The following is a 15940-nucleotide window of genomic DNA, read 5'->3' on the forward strand; positions in this document are numbered from 1 at the left end:
CGGCAACGATGACCACATGGGTCAGGTCGGGCAGCCGGAACATGTCCTCGACCGTGTCGACGGCCAGCCGGATATCGGCGCCGTTCTTGCCGTAGGCCGCCGCCGGGAACAGCTGCACCAGATCGACGGCGCGGCCCACCAACTGCTCGCGGTAGCCGGTGTTGACCTCGGCCGACCAGTCCGCGTAGGCGCGGGTGAGCACCAACGTGCCGAACGACGACGCGAAGTCGATGATGGCGCCGACGTCGACGGTGGCCCGCGCCAACCGATCCGGATACTTGTCCAGGCCCTTGGCCTTGTCCTTCTGGAACGAGCTGCGCCCGTTGACCTCGTCGTAGCGGGAGATCACGATGTTGTCGAAGTCAAGGTAAACCGCAACGCGGCCCTCGCCGGGATCTGTCATCAGCCCAGTGTTGACTATCGATCGCCGGTGTATCCGAGAATCAGTCGGGCGGCGGCGAACACCTGCCACGCGATGATCGAATAGACGCTGCAGCGCTCCCACACTGCGGGCGGCAGAACGTGAACTGCTGCGGTGTTCAACTAGACAACGAACTCACGAAGCTGTGCTGGCCAAGCGCCGCGAGCCCGACCGATGCGCTGCGGTACCACAGCGGCCAGCCGACCTTCTGCAGGACGGAAGATCCGGCCGGGATGGCGCCAACGAGGAACAGAGTTCCCTGCACGCAGAACGCCGTGTTCATCAGGCAGGCCGATGGGGAGTCGGAGGGGACACCGAGATCACTGATGAAGTTGTGGGCGTAGCGGTAATGATGCCGAAAGTCCGCGGCCGCAATGGCTTCGAGGATCAGGTATGCGACTCCGGCGGAAATCCACGCGGCGGCTCACTGACCGCGTACCAACGTCGTCGATTCATGCTTTGGCTTCAGTGCGTCATTGCCGGCCCGTTTGCCCGTCGCTTGAATCTGTCCAAAATGTATAGTCCTTTGATTATTCGGGACTGCGGGCAACTCGACAGGCCGGTAAGCCGTTCGGAGGCAGCAATGAGCGACCACGAAGTCAAGATGATCATCTTGTCGACCGACGACCTGGATGAGTCGATCCGGTTTTACAGCGAGACGCTGGGCATGTCGTTGAAGTTCCGCGACGGCGCCCACTTCGCCGCCCTTGACGGCGGGCCGATCACTCTTGCGTTGGCGACCGCGGTGGACCATCCCATACCCGGGCAGGTCGTCGTCGGGATCAAGACCGCCGATGTCGACGCCGCGGCCAAGGCCGTCGAGGCCAGTGGCGGCGGCATCGTGAAAGGGCCGTACGACGACGCCCACGAACGCCGCGCCGTCGTCTACGACAACAAGGGCAACGGCGTGGTGTTCTACAAGCCGCTTGCGCGATGAACAACGCGGGCATCGGTGAGAGGGCCACCGAAGCTGTGGACTTTTTCATCGAGGCGGTAGAGCAAATTCCCCCGAAGAGTTGGGATTTGCCATCGAATCTCGAGGGTTGGAGTATCCGCGACCTGGTGGCTCATAGCACGGGAAGTGCAGCGAAGATCGTGACGCTGGTCGAGGGCGGGCAGATTGAGGAAGGGCCCGCTGATCCCGACGACTGGAGAAGCGAAGATCCGGCCGGACAGCTTCGCGAGCTGGCCGTTCGATTGCACGACGCCCTGGGCGACGCCGACCCCGATGCGCTGCGCCAGCCGCTGGCGTTTCCGGTGTGCGGCCTGGCCATCCACGCCTGGGACGTTTATCGGTCCCAGGACCGGCTGGTCGAGCTGCCCGAGGACCTGGTCGCGTTCTGCGAGCAGCTGGCGGAGTCGGTGCCGGAAGAGACGCTGCGCCGACCCGGTGGGTTCGGACCGGCCCAACCGGTACCCAAGGACGCGACGCCGACTGCCCGGCTGATGGCCTATTTCGGGCGCCCGGTTGGCGAGCACGATGCGCCCGGGTCGGGCGTCGGCACGTTAGCCAGCGAGGCGATGGGTTTGCTCATCAAGGCGGTAGAGGAAATTCCCTCGGAGAGTTGGGATTTGCCATCGAATCTCGAGGGCTGGACTATCCAGGACCTGGTGGGTCACGTCACCGGCAGCGCAGCGAAGATCGTCACGCTAGTTGAGGGTGGGGAGGTTTGGCGAAAGCCCTCCCAGCCGGATGACTGGAAATGCGAGGACCCGGCCGCGAAGCTTCGCGAGCTGGCCGCCCGGTTGCAGGACGCCCTGCCCGGCGCGGACCTGGCCGCGCTGCGGCCGTCGCCGCAGGGCGAGGTCCCGCTGAGCCGCGCGCTGAAATTCCCGGTTTCCGACCTGGCGCTGCACAGCTGGGACATCTACCGCTCGCAGGGCCGGCCGGTTGAGTTGCCCGAGAATCTGCTGGCGTTCTGCCGCGAGTTGGTGGAGCCGCTGCCGGAGGACATGCTGCGGCGCCCAGGCGGTTTCGGGCCGGCCCAACCCGTGCCCGAGGACGCGACGCCGACCGCCCGGTTCATGGCCTATCTCGGGCGTTCGGTTTGACTCCGCGGCTAAGAATCCAAATGCGCGCTGCCGTCATTTAATTCGTCGCGGCGGAGGTTCATCGGGGTCATCGGCGGGACATCGCCGCCGGCGACGACTGCGCGGGTGATCGGAGTGAGCGCTTGAAACAGCGCTTCCACCTCGTCATCACTGAGCGCATCGAGCGCCGACAGCGAAAGCGCGTCAGTGGTCGACTCGATGGTGTCCTTGAGCTCCTGGCCGGCGGCGGTAATCGGCCCGTCGTCGTTGAGCAGCCCACGCTCGGCCAGTCGTTGTTCGTGATGACGCCACGCCTCGTCGTCGTAGTCGCGGGTGCGGGCGATGTAGTCGCGCGGCACCCCGGCCGCCGCGGCATGCAACACGTTGCATTCCCGGCCCGAGATCCCAGCGGCGGCAAGTACCGCCACGTGCGCGTCGCCGCGCTGCTCGCGCAATAGCGTCGCGGCATGCCATAACGCGGCCAGCGGATCGTCCGGCCACGGCAGCGCCCGGTTCGCGGCGAACAGCGGCCGCCCGTCGAGCGGCGCCTGGCGCGCCGCCTTACCTGCCAATTCAGCTGCGACACTGATATTTTCGTCCGCAGTGATGCCGTAGCGGTGCAGCGCCGCGACCGCTGACTCCTGCCGGGCCCGCAACGCGGCCTCCGGACCAGCGATCTGCCACGCCGCCGGCAGCGCCTTGGCGACTCGCTCGGGGGCGAAGTTGTAGAAGATGGCGGTCACCACCTCGGGCGGCACCATGCCCAAAGGCGCCGACCGGGCGGCGAAATAGCCCATCCAATAGCCGCGGTAACCCAGCCCGTCCAACGCCGCCCGCGCCTCCGGCGCGAAGTATGTCACGCCGTGCACCGGCTCGAATCGATCGAAGAAGCGTCGGGCCAGCTTTGGTTCTCTACCCACGGTCGCCAGCCTAGTCTGGAGGCGATTCAGCACAGGAGGCCAAGACCCATGGAGATCATCGCCTCTGCTCCGGCCCAGATGGGTCTGCGCGAGATCGCCGACTGGGCAACACGCATGGAGCGCATCGGGTTTGACGTCGTCCACATCGCCGAGACCATCCACGATCCGTTCACCATCGCGGCCATGGCGCTGACCCACACCAAGCACCTGACCGTTCGCACCAGCATGGCGTTGGCGTTTCCGCGCAGCCCGATGATCATGGCGTATGCGGCCTGGGATCTCGCGAAGTATTCCGACGGCCGCTTCCAGTTGGGGATCGCATCCCAGGTGCGGGGCAACATCGTCGGCCGGTTCTCCTCTGCGTGGTCGGAGCCGGTGTCGCGCCTCGGCGACTACATCGAATCGCTGCGCGCGATCTTCCACGCGTTCCAAACCGGTGAGGCACTCAACTACGCAGGCAAGCACTATCGGTTCAATCGGTTACAGCCATACTTCAACCCCGGCCCGATCGACCATCCGATCCCGCAGATCTGGACCGGCGGGGTCAACAGAAAAATGTGTGTCCTGGCCGGCGAGTTGTCCGACGGCTTCGTCTGTCATCCCACCAACTCCCACCCGGATATCCTCACCGCGCGCACCCTTCCCGCGATTGCGGAGGGCGTCGAAATGGCAGGACGTCACCGCACCCCGGCCGTCGTCGCCAACCCGCAACCGATGATGGCCGCGAGCCGTGATGCTCTCGAAGAACAGCGCGAGCCGCGTCGTGCCGAATTGGCTTTCCTCTACAGCACACCCGCCTATCGTCGGCAGCTGGAGGACTTCGGCTTGGCGGAGGTCGGTGAGGCGCTGAGCGAGATGGCACGACGCCGCGAATGGAGCGACCTGGCCAACCACCTCACCGACGAGGTGATGAATCGTGTTGTCCCGCAAGGCACGTATGGGGAAATCCCGGACATCCTCGCGCATTGGTACTCGGGAGTGTGCAGCGGGCTCAGCCTGCCGGTCCCGTCAGACGACCAGAACGACGCTGCGCTCGCCGAACTTGTCCAGCGGTGCAAAACGATTACCACTAGTTAGGGGAAGCTATGACCGCACCCGTGCAACCCGGTTGGTATCCCGATCGCAGCGACGCGCACGGCATCACGGTAGCCACGCTCCAGCCGAAGGATGATCCGTTCTACTCGTACACCGTCCCCCAGTCGCTCGATAGCATCGCGCCGGGAACTGTGCTGCAGACCCGCAGCTTTCGTTACCACACTTTCGGCTTCCCGACGTTGCTCGAGACAACCCAGCTGCTCTACCGGTCAACCAGCCAGACCGGCAAGGCGACCGTCAACGTCACCTCGGTCATTGCACCGCCGATCCAGCTCGATAAGACGAAAGTGATCTCCTACCAGTCCGCCTATGACTCGCTCGACCGCAACGACGAGCCTTCGTATGCGATCTCGGGAGGACTCAGGCTCGGCGGAGTCATCCCCAATGTCGAGGCGGCGGTCTTCGGCCCATTCATCGCCGAGGGGTACACGGTGATCGTTCCCGACACCGAAGGCCAGAGGGCGGACTTCGCTGCGGGCCCGGAGTACGGGATGAACACCCTCGACTCGATCCGCGCCGCGTTTAGCTCGTCGACCATCCCCAGCGATGCGAGGGTCGCGATGCTCGGGTACTCCGGCGGCGCGATTGCCACCGAGTGGGCCGCCGAGCTGGCCCCGGCGTACGCGCCCGACGTCAACGAGCGCATGATCGGCGCGGCGATCGGCGGCGTGCTCGTCGACCCGGCGCACAACCTGAACTACGTCGAAGGCACCGGATTTTGGGCGGGCGTGATGGCGATGGCCCTTGTCGGGATCGCGCGCGCATTCGAGATCGAGACCGAGCTGGCAAAGTATCTGACCTCGAACGGCACGAGGATATTTCACGAGATGCAGACCGCGTCGATCGTCAACGTTCTCGGCCAATACCCCGGTTTGAAGTGGGCGGACTTGGTCAGTCACAAGTACCCGACTCCAGACAAACTGCCGCTCTACGTCCGCTGCGCCAACCAGCTGATCATGGGCACCGGCGGTACGCCAACGATCCCGCTGTTCATCGGCCAGGGCGCCAACGGTGAACTCGAGGGCACACCGGGCGACAAGAAGGGCATCGACGCCGGTGATGGTGTGATGATCGCTGGCGATGTGCGCACGCTCGCCCGTGACTACTGCGCAAAGGGCACCAAGGTCCATTACGAGGAGTACAACGCGCTGAGCCACATCTGGAGCGTCCCGATCTGGTTGGCGAACTCGATCGCCTGGATCAAGCAGCGCTTCGACGGCGTACCAGCGCCAGAAAACTGTTCATCGATCCCCGAAGGCAACCCACTCACGCCGATCCCGACCCCAAAGTCTCATTAGCGCTTCAACATTCGCTTGAGCACCGGCAACACCACTGGAGCCGGCACGAACCGAGAGGATCCCAGCGCCAACCTCACCTGGGGTCCGCCCGGGACCACAGACCCGCGACCATGGTCGGCCGCCTTCAGCGCGTCGGCGACCACCCGCTCGGCGGAAACATGGGTGAATCCGGGCATCCGGCTGACCAGGTAATCGGCGTCGTTGGTGGCCTGGAATTCTGTCGGCACCGGACCAGGGCAGACCGCAGTGACTGTCACACCGGTGCCAGCGACCTCGCCGTTGACCGCCTCGGATAGCCACAGCACATACGCTTTGGCCGCTGCGTAGTTCGCGTTGTACGGCGCCGGCTGAAATCCCGACACCGACGACAGGTTGATGATCGCGCCGCGGCCGCGTTCGACCATGCCGGGCAGGTAGCGCAGCATCAGGTCCGCCACCGCCTCAACGTCGACGCGCAGCATCTGCAGTTCCTTGTCCCGGCCTTCGACGCCGAACTTCGTGTAGATGCCCAGGCCCGCGTTGTTGACCAGGATATCGACCTGTGCGCCCAGCTCATCGATACGCGCGGCCAGCCGGTCGCGATCCGCCGGGACGGCGAGATCGGTACCGATCGCGACGGCGTGCTTGTCGCCGCCCAGTTCGGCGCAGAGGCTTTGCAGCCGGTCCTCCCGGCGGGCGGTGACGACGACGCGGTAGCCGCGGGCTACGAGTTGACGGGCGAATTGCTCGCCGATGCCCGAGGATGCGCCGGTGACCAGCGCGATCGAGCCTGGCGAGGGTGGCGGAAGTGTCATGTAAGACGAGCCTACTCACATGCCGAAATGCGTGCGTTGCACCGCCGCAACGGCATCCGGCGGTCCGCTCACTTGGACGTGTGCCGCAGCTTGGCGGCCAAAGATGTAGAGCAGGAGTTCGCCCGGCGGACCGCATAGTCGAGCCGTCGGTTCGCCTGTTCGAGCCATGACCCGCTCGTTGGTTCCGGCCCACTCAACTTCGAGCCCGCAACCATCAAGCCGCCGACTCAGAAAGTGGCTGCTGCGCCGAACGTTGCGCCACAAGGCGGCATCCATTGCGGGTGTCAGGCTTCGGGGTCCTCGTTTGTTGGCTCTGCGGACGTCCTCGTGATGAACAAAGAACTCGTTGAGGTTGGCAAGAGAGCGGACCCACTCTAAGCGGAAGAGCCCGACAGGTGGGCCGGACCGGATCCGGGCGACCAGCCAGGTGAAGTCCTTGCGCCTAGCCAGTGTGACCCTGCGCTGCTCGGCGAACCGTTGGAATGGACCCGGCAGGACGATGCAGGGCCCGGCAACAAGATCGCGCTCTCGCAACGCGATGTGGGCAGCAAGATCGTGCGTAGTCCAGCCCTCGAGCAGGGTAGGGGCGGAAGGGCCGAGCTCATCGAAGAGATCACAGAGCTCGAGGCGTTCCTGCGTATCTAGCGGAACCATCGACGCTTGGCTGTCGGCGGGCGGCGAGACACGTAGGGCCACTGCCGATTTCGCTCCGGGACGGAGCTGGCCCGAGCCTGCTTCAGCTGTGTCCGCAGATGCTGGCGCAACTCGTGCAGGGTCGGATCGGTCCACCGGTTGCTGGACTCCGTCGGATCGGAGGTGAGGTCATACAGCTCCCACTGGTCGTCCAGCGGGCTCATCCGATACGCCTCTCCGCCAAGCCCGTTGGCCGCCAGCTGTCGGACTCCCGGTTCGGTCCAGGTCGCCGGATCGTCGAATGTGCGCACCAGCTTCCACAGGTGGCCGTCGCCGCCGGCAACGCCGTCGACGCGGACCACCAAACCCTCGAAGTTCGACCCCACATGTGCGGGCACTCGGATACGCAGCGGTGCAGGGGGATTCGTTGCTCGCTTCAATCGCCGGGCCAGACCCGATGCGCCGGTATCACCCTCGAGGATATTGTCGCGGGTCATCAGGTAAACGGCGCGGGCGTCGTCGGCCGGCGCCCCGTCCACCACCGGCATCAGGTCCCGGCCCGGCAGCGGGTGCACCTCGGAGAACGACTCGGCCAGCCTGGCGGCCGCGGCCTCGACGTCGACGCCGGCCGCCGCCAGCAGGGTCGGCACCAGGTCGACATGTGACGTCGGCGCGGTAATCACTCGCGGCGACGTCGCGCGGTCGCCGATGCGGGCGATCACGAACGGCACCCGGGTGGCTTCGTCGTAGAGGTTGAACCACTTCTGGTGCAGCCCACCGTGCGCCCCGAGCAGATCGCCGTGATCAGAGGTGCGCACCAGCACCGCGTTGTCCGATCCGCCTTCGGTCACCGCCCGACGGACCCGGTCGATCGGCCCGTCCACCTCGGCGTGCAGCCGGTAGTAGAGGTCGCGGTAGCGCTGCGCGTTGCGGCCGTAGGTCCGACTGATCGCCGGCGCCGGGCCGTAGCCGGTGTAGTACGCCTCCCGGAACGCGATCTGCGCAGCCGGCTTGGTTGCCAGATCCTCGTCGGCGGTGGGCGCCGCGGGCACGTGCGGCGGGTCCAGCGGCGACGGCTGCATCGGGTTGCGGCGCATCCACGCCGGGAACAGCACGATGTCGTGCGGGTTGACGAAGCTGGCCACCAACAGGAATGGACGCTGGGCGTCCGCTTCGCCGGCACGGCGGCGCACGTAGCGGTCGATGAGCCACGCGACAACGCGATCGGCGATCAGCGGATCGCGACGAACCCCGGCATCGGCCAACCCCGCCCCGTGCGGCTCGGGACCGACCCACCCCGAGAAGCCAAACGGTGCAAGCGGATCAGCGTCGAGATAACGCAGCACCGCGACAGGGTCGACGACACCGTCATCGTCATTGGTCGCCAGCACTCGCCCGTCGGCGTCGCGCAGATCGGCATGCGACATGTGCCATTTACCGTCGTAGTGGGTGTCGTAACCCGCCGCCCGGAACCAATTGCCCAGCGTGGGCACCTCACCTTGGCGCAGCCAGCGCATACGTGAGTCGTACGCCGTCTTGCCGAGACCGTCGGTCTGGGTGACGCCGTGCAGGTCGGGGTAGTGCCCGGTGAAAATGGTTGGGCGGCTGGGCACGCAGGCCAGTGAGCCGGTGTAGTGCCGCGCAAAGCTGACGCCGCGCTCGTCGAACCACTTCCGGCCGTGCAGCGTTCGATCGCGCCAGCGAAGTATCTTGGGTGACTCGTACGGCGGAACCGCACGTTCCTCGTCGGTCATCAAGATGATGATGTCGGGGCGATCAGGCACCAGCCTTCTCCCATCGCTTCGCCAGCCCGGCGAGCATCACCTCGGACCGTCGGACCTGAACGCGACACGCCGCACGTTCGGCGAGGGTTTGCATTCGACCAGAACCGATTTCGACGGTGCTGGTCAGTGTCACCACGGTGGTGCCGTTTTGGGCAGCCCGCAATGTCCAGCGGTTGTTGAACCGGCGCACGCGCTTGGGCAGGCCTTCGACGTCATAGGCAAGTGCCCACGTCGGGTCGAACTCGGTGATCCGCTCGACCAGGGCGTTGCGGCCGATCTGGACTCGCCGGGTGGTGCCGACCTGCTCGCTACTGTGATTGAGGATGCACGAGTGATCGATGTTGTCCGCCCAGGAACTGATCGAGCCGAAGTCCGCGAGAACGTCCCAGACTTCCTTCGGCTCGGCCGCGACGGTGCGGCTGCGGTAGATATCGGCCATCGCCTGAGGCTACGTGGCGAGAACTGCCATTGTGCGGCAATGCGATTAGGCGGGCCTGCGGGTGTCGTTCCTAGCGGCTGACACGATGCGAGCAACCAGCTTGCCGCCACGGATGACGTCAATCGTCTGCCCTGCTGCAACCTTGTCGAAATAACGCCCCGCACGCTGTCGCAGTTCGTCAAGCTCGATGGGCCCACCCGCGTCCGCCGGGATCGGGGAGATCCTCGAATGACTGGCCGACACGATTCGCGCCAGTAACTTGCCGCCACGGACGACATAAATCGTCTCCCCGGCGGCAACCCTATCGAAACACCGCCCGGCGCGCGTTCGCAGTTCGTCTAGCCCGACCCACCCACCCGGGTCCGGTGCCGCGACTTTGACGGATCGCGCCGGGATCGGAGCCACCCTCCAGTCGCGGACCGGCACGATTCGGGCCACCAGCTTGCCGCGACGGACGACATCGATCGTCTCCCCGGCGGCAACCCGCCCAAGATACGTACACGCGTTACTCCGGAGTTGGCCCAGGCCAATCACTTCCGGCATTTCGCTCAGCCGGCCGGCGCCAGCATGTCCTTCCATCCGTCGTCTCCTGTTTTACTCGAATTGTCGACCGCGTACTTCGCACCGTTGGGTCCCGCCAGTTCACCGCTCTGCGGACTGTAGACAGCCGTGGGAGGCCCGCTGGGAACGTAGACGCAGGGATTGGGTTGTTGCCCATTGCATTCCACAGTGCCCGAACCCGGCCGCTGCAGCGGATCGCTGATGGGCGGCGGCGTTTGCCCGCCTGGCGGCAGCCTATCGGCGGGCAGTGGGTTGAGGCCGGTGTTGATCGACGGCGCGGGTATCACGTGGCCGGGATCTACCGGCTGATCGCATCGCGCGCCCGGTGCCGGGCAGTTGCGGATCTGGTTGGGGTCGCCGTACCACGGGTTAGTGCCCAGCGGCTCATATGGTTTGTTGCTGCGGCATTCCTGTGGCGTCGCGGCGCGTTTACCGGGAACATCGACACACGGAAGGTTGCGTGCCCCGCGCACGTCGTTGGCCGCAGCGTCCTGCGGGATCTTGCAATATATTCCGGGCGGCATTGGCTGCAGGCTGGTGTCCGCCGGAGACCGCCACTGAGATGCCGGGAGAAAGCCGGTCAGACACGGCGGGGGCTGGTTGATCGTCAGCGCGGTGTCGAGCGCAGCGTAGCCTGGGAACGGCGCCGTTACCGCCTGGCCTTCCGCGCTGCCCTGCGGATAGGCCACCAGCAGTTGCTCGACGCCCTTGTGGTAGCGCTTGAGCATCTCCAGCACGATCTCGAGATTCGCCAGTGTCTGCGGCAGCGTCTCGCGGACGTCGCTGAACACCGAGTTGACCTGGTCGGCGGTCGGCGCCCCTTGGGTGAGGATGCTTTGCACGTGCTGGTCGTTCTCGGCGGTCTGCGCGGCCAGGATGTTCAGGTTGTGCGACCAGTGCTCGATCGCATTACCCGAGTTGACCTGGCTGTCCAGGATCGGCCCGGAGTTTTGGATGATGTCGTCAACATCGCCGATGTTGGTCTTGAAGTCGCTGGCAATCGCCTGGGTCGCGTCGACTAGCCGTTGCAGCGCGGGTCCCAACCCGCCGACCGCTTGGGCTGTCTCGTCGAGCAGCTGACTGATCTTTTCTTTGGGCAGCACGGCCAGCCCGCGGTTGGCGGCGTCCAGCGCCGGCCCGATCTGAGCAGGCACAGTGCCCTTGGTGATGGTCTGTCCCGGCGAGAAGTACTTGCCCGGGTTGCCTACCGACACCAGGTCCAGATACTGCTCACCGACTGCCGACACCGAATGCACGTTCGCCGACGCGTCGATGGGGATCTTGTAGCGGCCGGCGATACTCATGGTCGCTTGCGCGCCGGTCTCGGTCGGCTCGACGGCGGTGACCTTGCCGATGGTTTCACCGCGATACGTCACGTTGGCCGTTTTGTACAGACCGCCCGACGCGGGCAGGTCCGCCTTCAGCGTGTACTGGCCGATCCCCGCCTGGCTTGGAATCCGCAGGTAGTACCAGCCCAGCGCGATCGCGGTGATCACGCTCAGAATGGTGAACAGGATCAGCTGGCGCCAGATGAAGCGGGTCAGCATTGCCTATCCGCCCTTTCGACCAGTGGCCCGCCCGGGACGTCGTTCGGGTTCGGCGTGTACCGGACGTCGGGGATCATCGTTTCGGGGTCGCGGCCCCACGATTGCTCGAGCGCGCGCAGCGCTCCGGAGAACCCGGTCCCGGTGAGGATCGCGTTGTCGACGGCGCTTAGGGTCAGGTCGAGCGTCAGCGACAGGTTGAAGTAGTCGCCGCGGAACGACTTCGGCACGGCGTCGAGATCGAACGGCCGGACCAGGATCAGCTTGAGTGCTTGGATTAGATACGGTGAGGCACGACCGAGTTCCCGCAACGGGCACTGCAGCGACAGCAGGTCCTGATGGAGGTTGCTCCGCGAGGCGGACAAATATTGGTTGGCAACCTGGCTGAGTTGTCCTGTCGCGTCGACCGCGTTGATGAAAAGGTTCTGTTTGTCGGCGAAATGCTTGATCAGCGGTGGGAATTCGGTGAGAACCCGATCCAGAACGTCCGAGCGGGGACCCACGTACGCCAACAGCCGGTTGGTGGAATCGATGGCTCGGGTGATGTCATCGCGTTGCTCGTCGAGTCGGGCGGTGAAGGTGTCCAGCTTGCCGAGGAAGGCACGGATCTGGTCGGCGCGCCCGTGCACGATGTTGTAGACCTCGTTCTGCAGCACTTCGAGGTTCGGGATGCCGCCTCCGCGCAAGATGATGGCGAGACTGGCCAGCGTCTGCTCGGTGGTGGGATAAGCGGACGAGTTCTTGAGCGGGATGGTGTCGCCGTCCTTCAGCAGCTCCGGGGATGGGTTGGGTGGCGCGGCCAGCTCCACATGCTGAGAACCCAGGAGACTGGTCAGCCCGATCTTGGCGGTGGCGTTTTTGGGTAACTTGACGCTCCTGTCCAGACGTAGCGTCAGCGTGCCAACCCAGTTCTTCAGTTCGATCGCGCGCACCGTGCCGACAAAGACATCGGCCACCCGCACCCGGCTGTTGTCGTTCAGCGCCAGCGTGTCGGGCATCTGCACGTAGATGGTGTAGGAGCCGGGCCCGCTGCCCGGGCCACCGGGCATCGGCACGTTCGCGATTCCGTGCCAGCTCGCGCACGACGTCAGCGCCACGGCAGCCGCCAGTAGAGCCAGTCCCTGCCGGGCCCGGTATCGGACCACGCGCATCACCCCGGTCAGGAGATGTCGGTTCGGCTTGCCGCTAGCGCCCGCAGCGCTCACGCCGCGCCTCACGAGCCCGCTCCAGCTTCAGCGGGCAGCGGCGGTCCAGCGGGTCCCGGCGCCGGCCCCGAGACCGGCGCTGGGGTCGGCGCGACCGGACCCGGGATCACCTCAGGTCCTGGCGGTGGCGGCGGTATCGGCCCCGGGTGGTCCGGCTGGCCGATGTAGGGCAGTGGACCGGGCTCCTCGTTGTACGCATTCGGCGGCCCCGGCGGGGTCTGCAGGTTTGACTGAAGCGGCGCGATGTCCGGCCCACCCATGAGTTCGGCCAGCGATTCCGGGGTCAACAGGCCCGCCGTGATCGGATCCACCTTGACGCCCTGCATGCCGGGCGCGGTGATCCAGCCGGGCTGGGTGTTGCGGTGCGATAACGGGGTATCGGGCACCCAGATCCCGGGGACGGTGGTGTCCTTGTACCCGTTCGGCGGCTGCAGCCGCGGCTCGGAATAAGCGACTTCCTTGGGTAGCGTCTCGGCGGTGCTGAACAGGTTGAGGCCGAACGGGAGGTAGTTGAACTTGATCGCATCGAGAATGGGCGCTAGGTATTGCGCGCAGAGTTCGGCGGATTCTTGATAGCCAAGCCGGCTACCGGCCTGAATCATGCTGCAGAGGAACTGCATCGGGTTCGTGAAGTTCGGGATCGCCGCAATGGACACGACCGCGCCGTGCGACGGATGGTAAATCTGGTTGATGTTCGTCTCCAGCGTCGGGAGGATGTGCAGGACGGTTTCCAAACCATTCCGCGACTCGGGTTGGACCAGCGTGGTGGTGACATTGGCGAGGTTGTCGACGTCGCGCGCGAGCACCTCGCGGTTCTTGTCCAGGAACGGGCGCAGCGTGGAGAGCAGGCCGTCGAACTGCTGTATCGCATTGGCGAGGTCCCGGCCAGACCCGGTTAATTTGTCGGTGAACTGGGCCAGGTTGGTGTTCAACGCGACGAACTGCTGGTCGTCTTTGTGCAGGGCGTTGACGAAAAGCGCCAGGCTGTGCACCACCCCGAAGAAGTCGCCACGGCCCTGGTTCAGCGCGGTCAACGACCGCGACAGGCTGTCAAACGTGGTGTTGATCTGCTTGCCCTTGCCGGCCAGCCCGTCGGCGAACGACTCGATGAGGTCGCCGAAGGGGCCCTTGGGCTGCTCGGGCGTCGGGCCGAGTTTGGAGATGATGTTGGCGACGCTGTCGCGCAGTTCGTCCCACTCCGTCGGCACCTGTGTGCGCTCGATCGGGATCACCGTGTTATCGGCCATCACCGGACCACCTTTGTAGGGCGGCTCCAACTGAATGCTCCGCGACGCCACCAGGGTGGGGTTCACGATCACTGCGGATGCGTTGGCGGGCACCTTGTACTTGTTGGCGTAGTGAAAGGTCACCTTCATCTTGTCGCCGGAGGGCTCGACCTTGTCGACCGAACCCACCCGAACGCCCATGATCTGGACTCTGTCCCCGGAATAGAGCGCGTTCGCCTCTGGGAAGAAAGCGACGACGGTGTTGTTGGTCAATGCTTGGTAGAGCCGCCAGCCGACGAACCCGATGAGAAGGGCGACCACCACCGCGAGCGATCCGATAATCACCTTTGCCCGAGGCAGCTTCCGCCGCAGGCTGCGGATATCAAAGATGCCGCTCAATTCTGGCTACCTCCCTGCGCGCCGCTACCTCCCGCTCCGCCCGGGTTGATGAACGGAGCCGGCAGTTGCTCACCCGGTCCCGGTGGCGCCGCGGGTCCGGGCGGCAGCCCGGGCGCGAACGTCGACGGTGGCGGAACCGGACCGGGCGGTCCCAGCGGCTCGGTGCGTGCCCCCGGCGGCGCATTGGGCGGCAGCGGCACCGGTGTGCCCGGCACGTCCGGAGCCGGCTCGCCTGGCCGCCCGGCGACCGGGATCCCCGGCGTCGGGGGCAGGCCGTTCGGGTTCGGCGGCGACGATGCGACGTCGGGCAGCACCGGGTACGGCCCATTGGGTCCGAACGGACCCTGCCCTTGATCGATGCCTGCACACGGCATCGGATTCCACGGCCGCGGCAGCAGCTCCGGCGGCGGCGCATACGAGCAGGGTGAGCCCGGCGCTACCGCGGGACCCGGGTGATCCGGGGTGCCTTCCAGCACCGGTGGTGCGGGCGGCGGCGCGCCGTTGGGGAACCGGGTGCCATTTGGGTCGGGGAACCGGAAGGCCGGCAGGCCGGCGCTGCGCCAGAAGTCCTCCGGGTCGATACCACGCTTCTTGAACGCGGCATCCACCCACGGCTGCAAGATCCAGTACGGCAGCAGATTGGCCAGGACTATCTTGAAGTACGGTCCGGACGCGATGGATTCTCCTAGCGATGCGACGAATTGGCTTGCATACTTCAGGCTTTGAGCCAGGTCGTCCTTGCGTGCCACCAGCACGTCGCTGATGGCGTGCAGCTGCTCCAGCACAGGATTCAGGTTGGGGTTGTCGTTGATGAACCCCTGCACCTGCGCCGAAAAGGCGGAAATGTTGCTCAGCAGCGCGTCGATGGCGCGTCCACGTTCGTTGAACGCGGCCAGCAGCGTCTTGGCGTTGACCAGCAGCCGGTTGATTTGTTCGCTGCGGTCACCGAGCACGCTGGCTACCTTGTTGGCCTGCGCGAGCAGGTGCTTGATCTGTTCGTCGCGTTTACCGATGGTGTCGGAGAATTTGGTCAAACCGTCGAGGGCGGGGCTCAGGTGCGAGTAGGTCTGATCGACGGTCTGCGAAAACACATTCAGCGACTGCTTGACGGTGTCGATGTTCCAGCCGGTGGCGGCCTTGGTGATGTCGAAGTTCGCGTCGTAGAGCTGATAGGGGGTGGTGCTTTGGCCCAGGGGCAACATCCCACCGGGCCGCAACATCTGGGTTCCCCGCGGCTCGATCTCGAGCACCTTCTTACCCAGGATGGTGTCGGTCTTGATCGCGAGCCGGCTTTCGGTGCCGATGGTGTTGCTGCCGATGGAGAACTTGATCACAACGTGGTCGCCGTCGATCTTGAGCCCCTCAACCTTGCCGACCTCCACGCCGGTAATGCGCACCTTGTCGCTCTTGTTGAGTTGACCGGTGTTGGCGAACTGTCCGTAGTAGATGGGACTGGCAAACAGCATCGGGACGCTGGTGAAGCTTTGGCCGACGAGGACGACGAGCACCAGCACGGCGATGCCCATGAGCCCGACGCGACCGCGGTTGAATTCCGTCAGTGTTCTCATTGCGGCGTGCACCTACCCGTGG

The 15940-nt window shown here is 65.4% G+C and carries 17 protein-coding genes; 4 read left to right on the plus strand and 13 right to left on the minus strand.

Going from position 1 to position 15940, the window contains the following annotated elements:
* From VEI45_RS20700 to VEI45_RS20710, 3 genes are all read right to left on the minus strand, one after another.
* On the minus strand, positions 1-403 hold a 403-nt coding region (locus VEI45_RS20700; protein WP_324856402.1), incomplete at its 3' end, for an NYN domain-containing protein.
* Positions 404-417: 14 nt separating this feature from the next.
* A complete protein-coding gene (locus tag VEI45_RS20705) occupies positions 418-543 on the minus strand; it encodes a hypothetical protein (RefSeq protein ID WP_324856403.1) in 126 nt (41 codons plus the stop codon).
* On the minus strand, positions 540-833 hold the full coding sequence (locus tag VEI45_RS20710; protein ID WP_324856417.1) for a DUF998 domain-containing protein: 294 nt from the start codon (positions 831-833) through the stop codon (positions 540-542). Before VEI45_RS20710 ends, VEI45_RS20705 begins: the two co-directional genes overlap by 4 nt.
* A gap of 171 nt (positions 834-1004) precedes the next feature.
* On the opposite strand from VEI45_RS20710, the gene VEI45_RS20715 reads away from it, so the two are divergent.
* Together VEI45_RS20715 and VEI45_RS20720 are read left to right on the plus strand one after the other, a co-directional pair.
* A complete protein-coding gene (locus VEI45_RS20715) occupies positions 1005-1358 on the plus strand; it encodes a VOC family protein (protein ID WP_324856404.1) in 354 nt (117 codons plus the stop codon).
* Entirely contained in the window at positions 1355-2473 is a 1119-nt protein-coding gene (locus VEI45_RS20720; protein ID WP_324856405.1) for a TIGR03086 family metal-binding protein, read from the plus strand. The genes VEI45_RS20715 and VEI45_RS20720 overlap by 4 nt, the downstream gene beginning before the upstream one ends.
* Before the next feature lie 8 nt (positions 2474-2481).
* Here VEI45_RS20720 and VEI45_RS20725 read toward each other — a convergent pair whose 3' ends face one another.
* The gene (locus tag VEI45_RS20725; RefSeq protein WP_324856406.1) at positions 2482-3372 is read right to left on the minus strand and encodes an SCO6745 family protein; all 891 of its coding nucleotides are present in this window, start codon (positions 3370-3372) and stop codon (positions 2482-2484) included.
* A 48-nt stretch (positions 3373-3420) separates the two neighbouring features.
* On the opposite strand from VEI45_RS20725, the gene VEI45_RS20730 reads away from it, so the two are divergent.
* The gene (locus tag VEI45_RS20730) at positions 3421-4449 is read left to right on the plus strand and encodes a TIGR03617 family F420-dependent LLM class oxidoreductase (RefSeq protein ID WP_324856407.1); all 1029 of its coding nucleotides are present in this window, start codon (positions 3421-3423) and stop codon (positions 4447-4449) included.
* A gap of 8 nt (positions 4450-4457) precedes the next feature.
* The gene (locus VEI45_RS20735) at positions 4458-5765 is read left to right on the plus strand and encodes a lipase family protein (protein ID WP_324856408.1); all 1308 of its coding nucleotides are present in this window, start codon (positions 4458-4460) and stop codon (positions 5763-5765) included.
* On the opposite strand, the gene VEI45_RS20740 is transcribed toward VEI45_RS20735, so the two are convergent.
* The 9 genes from VEI45_RS20740 to VEI45_RS20780 form a co-directional block, all read right to left on the minus strand.
* On the minus strand, positions 5762-6559 hold the full coding sequence (locus VEI45_RS20740) for an SDR family NAD(P)-dependent oxidoreductase (protein ID WP_324856409.1): 798 nt from the start codon (positions 6557-6559) through the stop codon (positions 5762-5764). The genes VEI45_RS20735 and VEI45_RS20740 overlap by 4 nt on opposite strands.
* 15 nt (positions 6560-6574) lie before the next feature.
* Positions 6575-7213 (minus strand): TIGR03085 family metal-binding protein, encoded by a 639-nt coding sequence (locus VEI45_RS20745; RefSeq protein WP_324856410.1) that lies wholly within the window; start codon positions 7211-7213, stop codon positions 6575-6577.
* Positions 7201-8976 carry a sulfatase-like hydrolase/transferase gene (locus tag VEI45_RS20750; protein ID WP_324856411.1) on the minus strand — a complete coding sequence of 592 codons (1776 nt, stop codon included), beginning with the start codon at positions 8974-8976 and terminating at the stop codon, positions 7201-7203. The genes VEI45_RS20745 and VEI45_RS20750 overlap by 13 nt, the downstream gene beginning before the upstream one ends.
* Complete coding sequence (locus VEI45_RS20755; protein ID WP_324856412.1) at positions 8969-9415, minus strand: SRPBCC family protein; 447 nt, start codon at positions 9413-9415, stop codon at positions 8969-8971. Before VEI45_RS20755 ends, VEI45_RS20750 begins: the two co-directional genes overlap by 8 nt.
* A gap of 45 nt (positions 9416-9460) precedes the next feature.
* Positions 9461-9994, minus strand: coding sequence for a hypothetical protein (locus VEI45_RS20760; protein WP_324856413.1), 534 nt, complete (start codon positions 9992-9994; stop codon positions 9461-9463).
* Positions 9964-11523, minus strand: a complete 1560-nt coding sequence (locus VEI45_RS20765; RefSeq protein WP_324856414.1) for an MCE family protein — start codon at positions 11521-11523, stop codon at positions 9964-9966. The genes VEI45_RS20760 and VEI45_RS20765 overlap by 31 nt, the downstream gene beginning before the upstream one ends.
* Positions 11517-12671, minus strand: a complete 1155-nt coding sequence (locus VEI45_RS20770; protein WP_324856418.1) for a virulence factor Mce family protein — start codon at positions 12669-12671, stop codon at positions 11517-11519. The genes VEI45_RS20765 and VEI45_RS20770 overlap by 7 nt, the downstream gene beginning before the upstream one ends.
* Before the next feature lie 62 nt (positions 12672-12733).
* Positions 12734-14350: a virulence factor Mce family protein gene (locus tag VEI45_RS20775; RefSeq protein WP_324856415.1), complete on the minus strand. Its 1617-nt coding sequence runs from the start codon at positions 14348-14350 to the stop codon at positions 12734-12736.
* Positions 14347-15918: an MCE family protein gene (locus VEI45_RS20780; protein ID WP_324856416.1), complete on the minus strand. Its 1572-nt coding sequence runs from the start codon at positions 15916-15918 to the stop codon at positions 14347-14349. The genes VEI45_RS20775 and VEI45_RS20780 overlap by 4 nt, the downstream gene beginning before the upstream one ends.
* Positions 15919-15940 lie beyond the last annotated feature (22 nt).

This window comes from Mycobacterium sp. (assembly GCF_035623875.1).
Taxonomy (GTDB): domain Bacteria; phylum Actinomycetota; class Actinomycetes; order Mycobacteriales; family Mycobacteriaceae; genus Mycobacterium.

Excerpts from the sequence above, each read along its gene's own strand:
- VEI45_RS20715 (WP_324856404.1), top strand. The coding sequence starts at position 1,005 with ATGAGCGACCACGAAGTCAAGATGATCATCTTGTCGACCGACGACCTG.
- VEI45_RS20720 (WP_324856405.1), top strand. The coding sequence starts at position 1,355 with ATGAACAACGCGGGCATCGGTGAGAGGGCCACCGAAGCTGTGGACTTT.
- VEI45_RS20730 (WP_324856407.1), top strand. The coding sequence starts at position 3,421 with ATGGAGATCATCGCCTCTGCTCCGGCCCAGATGGGTCTGCGCGAGATC.
- VEI45_RS20735 (WP_324856408.1), top strand. The coding sequence starts at position 4,458 with ATGACCGCACCCGTGCAACCCGGTTGGTATCCCGATCGCAGCGACGCG.
- VEI45_RS20740 (WP_324856409.1), bottom strand. The coding sequence starts at position 6,559 with ATGACACTTCCGCCACCCTCGCCAGGCTCGATCGCGCTGGTCACCGGC.
- VEI45_RS20745 (WP_324856410.1), bottom strand. The coding sequence starts at position 7,213 with ATGGTTCCGCTAGATACGCAGGAACGCCTCGAGCTCTGTGATCTCTTC.
- VEI45_RS20755 (WP_324856412.1), bottom strand. The coding sequence starts at position 9,415 with ATGGCCGATATCTACCGCAGCCGCACCGTCGCGGCCGAGCCGAAGGAA.
- VEI45_RS20760 (WP_324856413.1), bottom strand. The coding sequence starts at position 9,994 with ATGGAAGGACATGCTGGCGCCGGCCGGCTGAGCGAAATGCCGGAAGTG.
- VEI45_RS20765 (WP_324856414.1), bottom strand. The coding sequence starts at position 11,523 with ATGCTGACCCGCTTCATCTGGCGCCAGCTGATCCTGTTCACCATTCTG.
- VEI45_RS20770 (WP_324856418.1), bottom strand. The coding sequence starts at position 12,671 with ATGCGCGTGGTCCGATACCGGGCCCGGCAGGGACTGGCTCTACTGGCG.
- VEI45_RS20780 (WP_324856416.1), bottom strand. The coding sequence starts at position 15,918 with ATGAGAACACTGACGGAATTCAACCGCGGTCGCGTCGGGCTCATGGGC.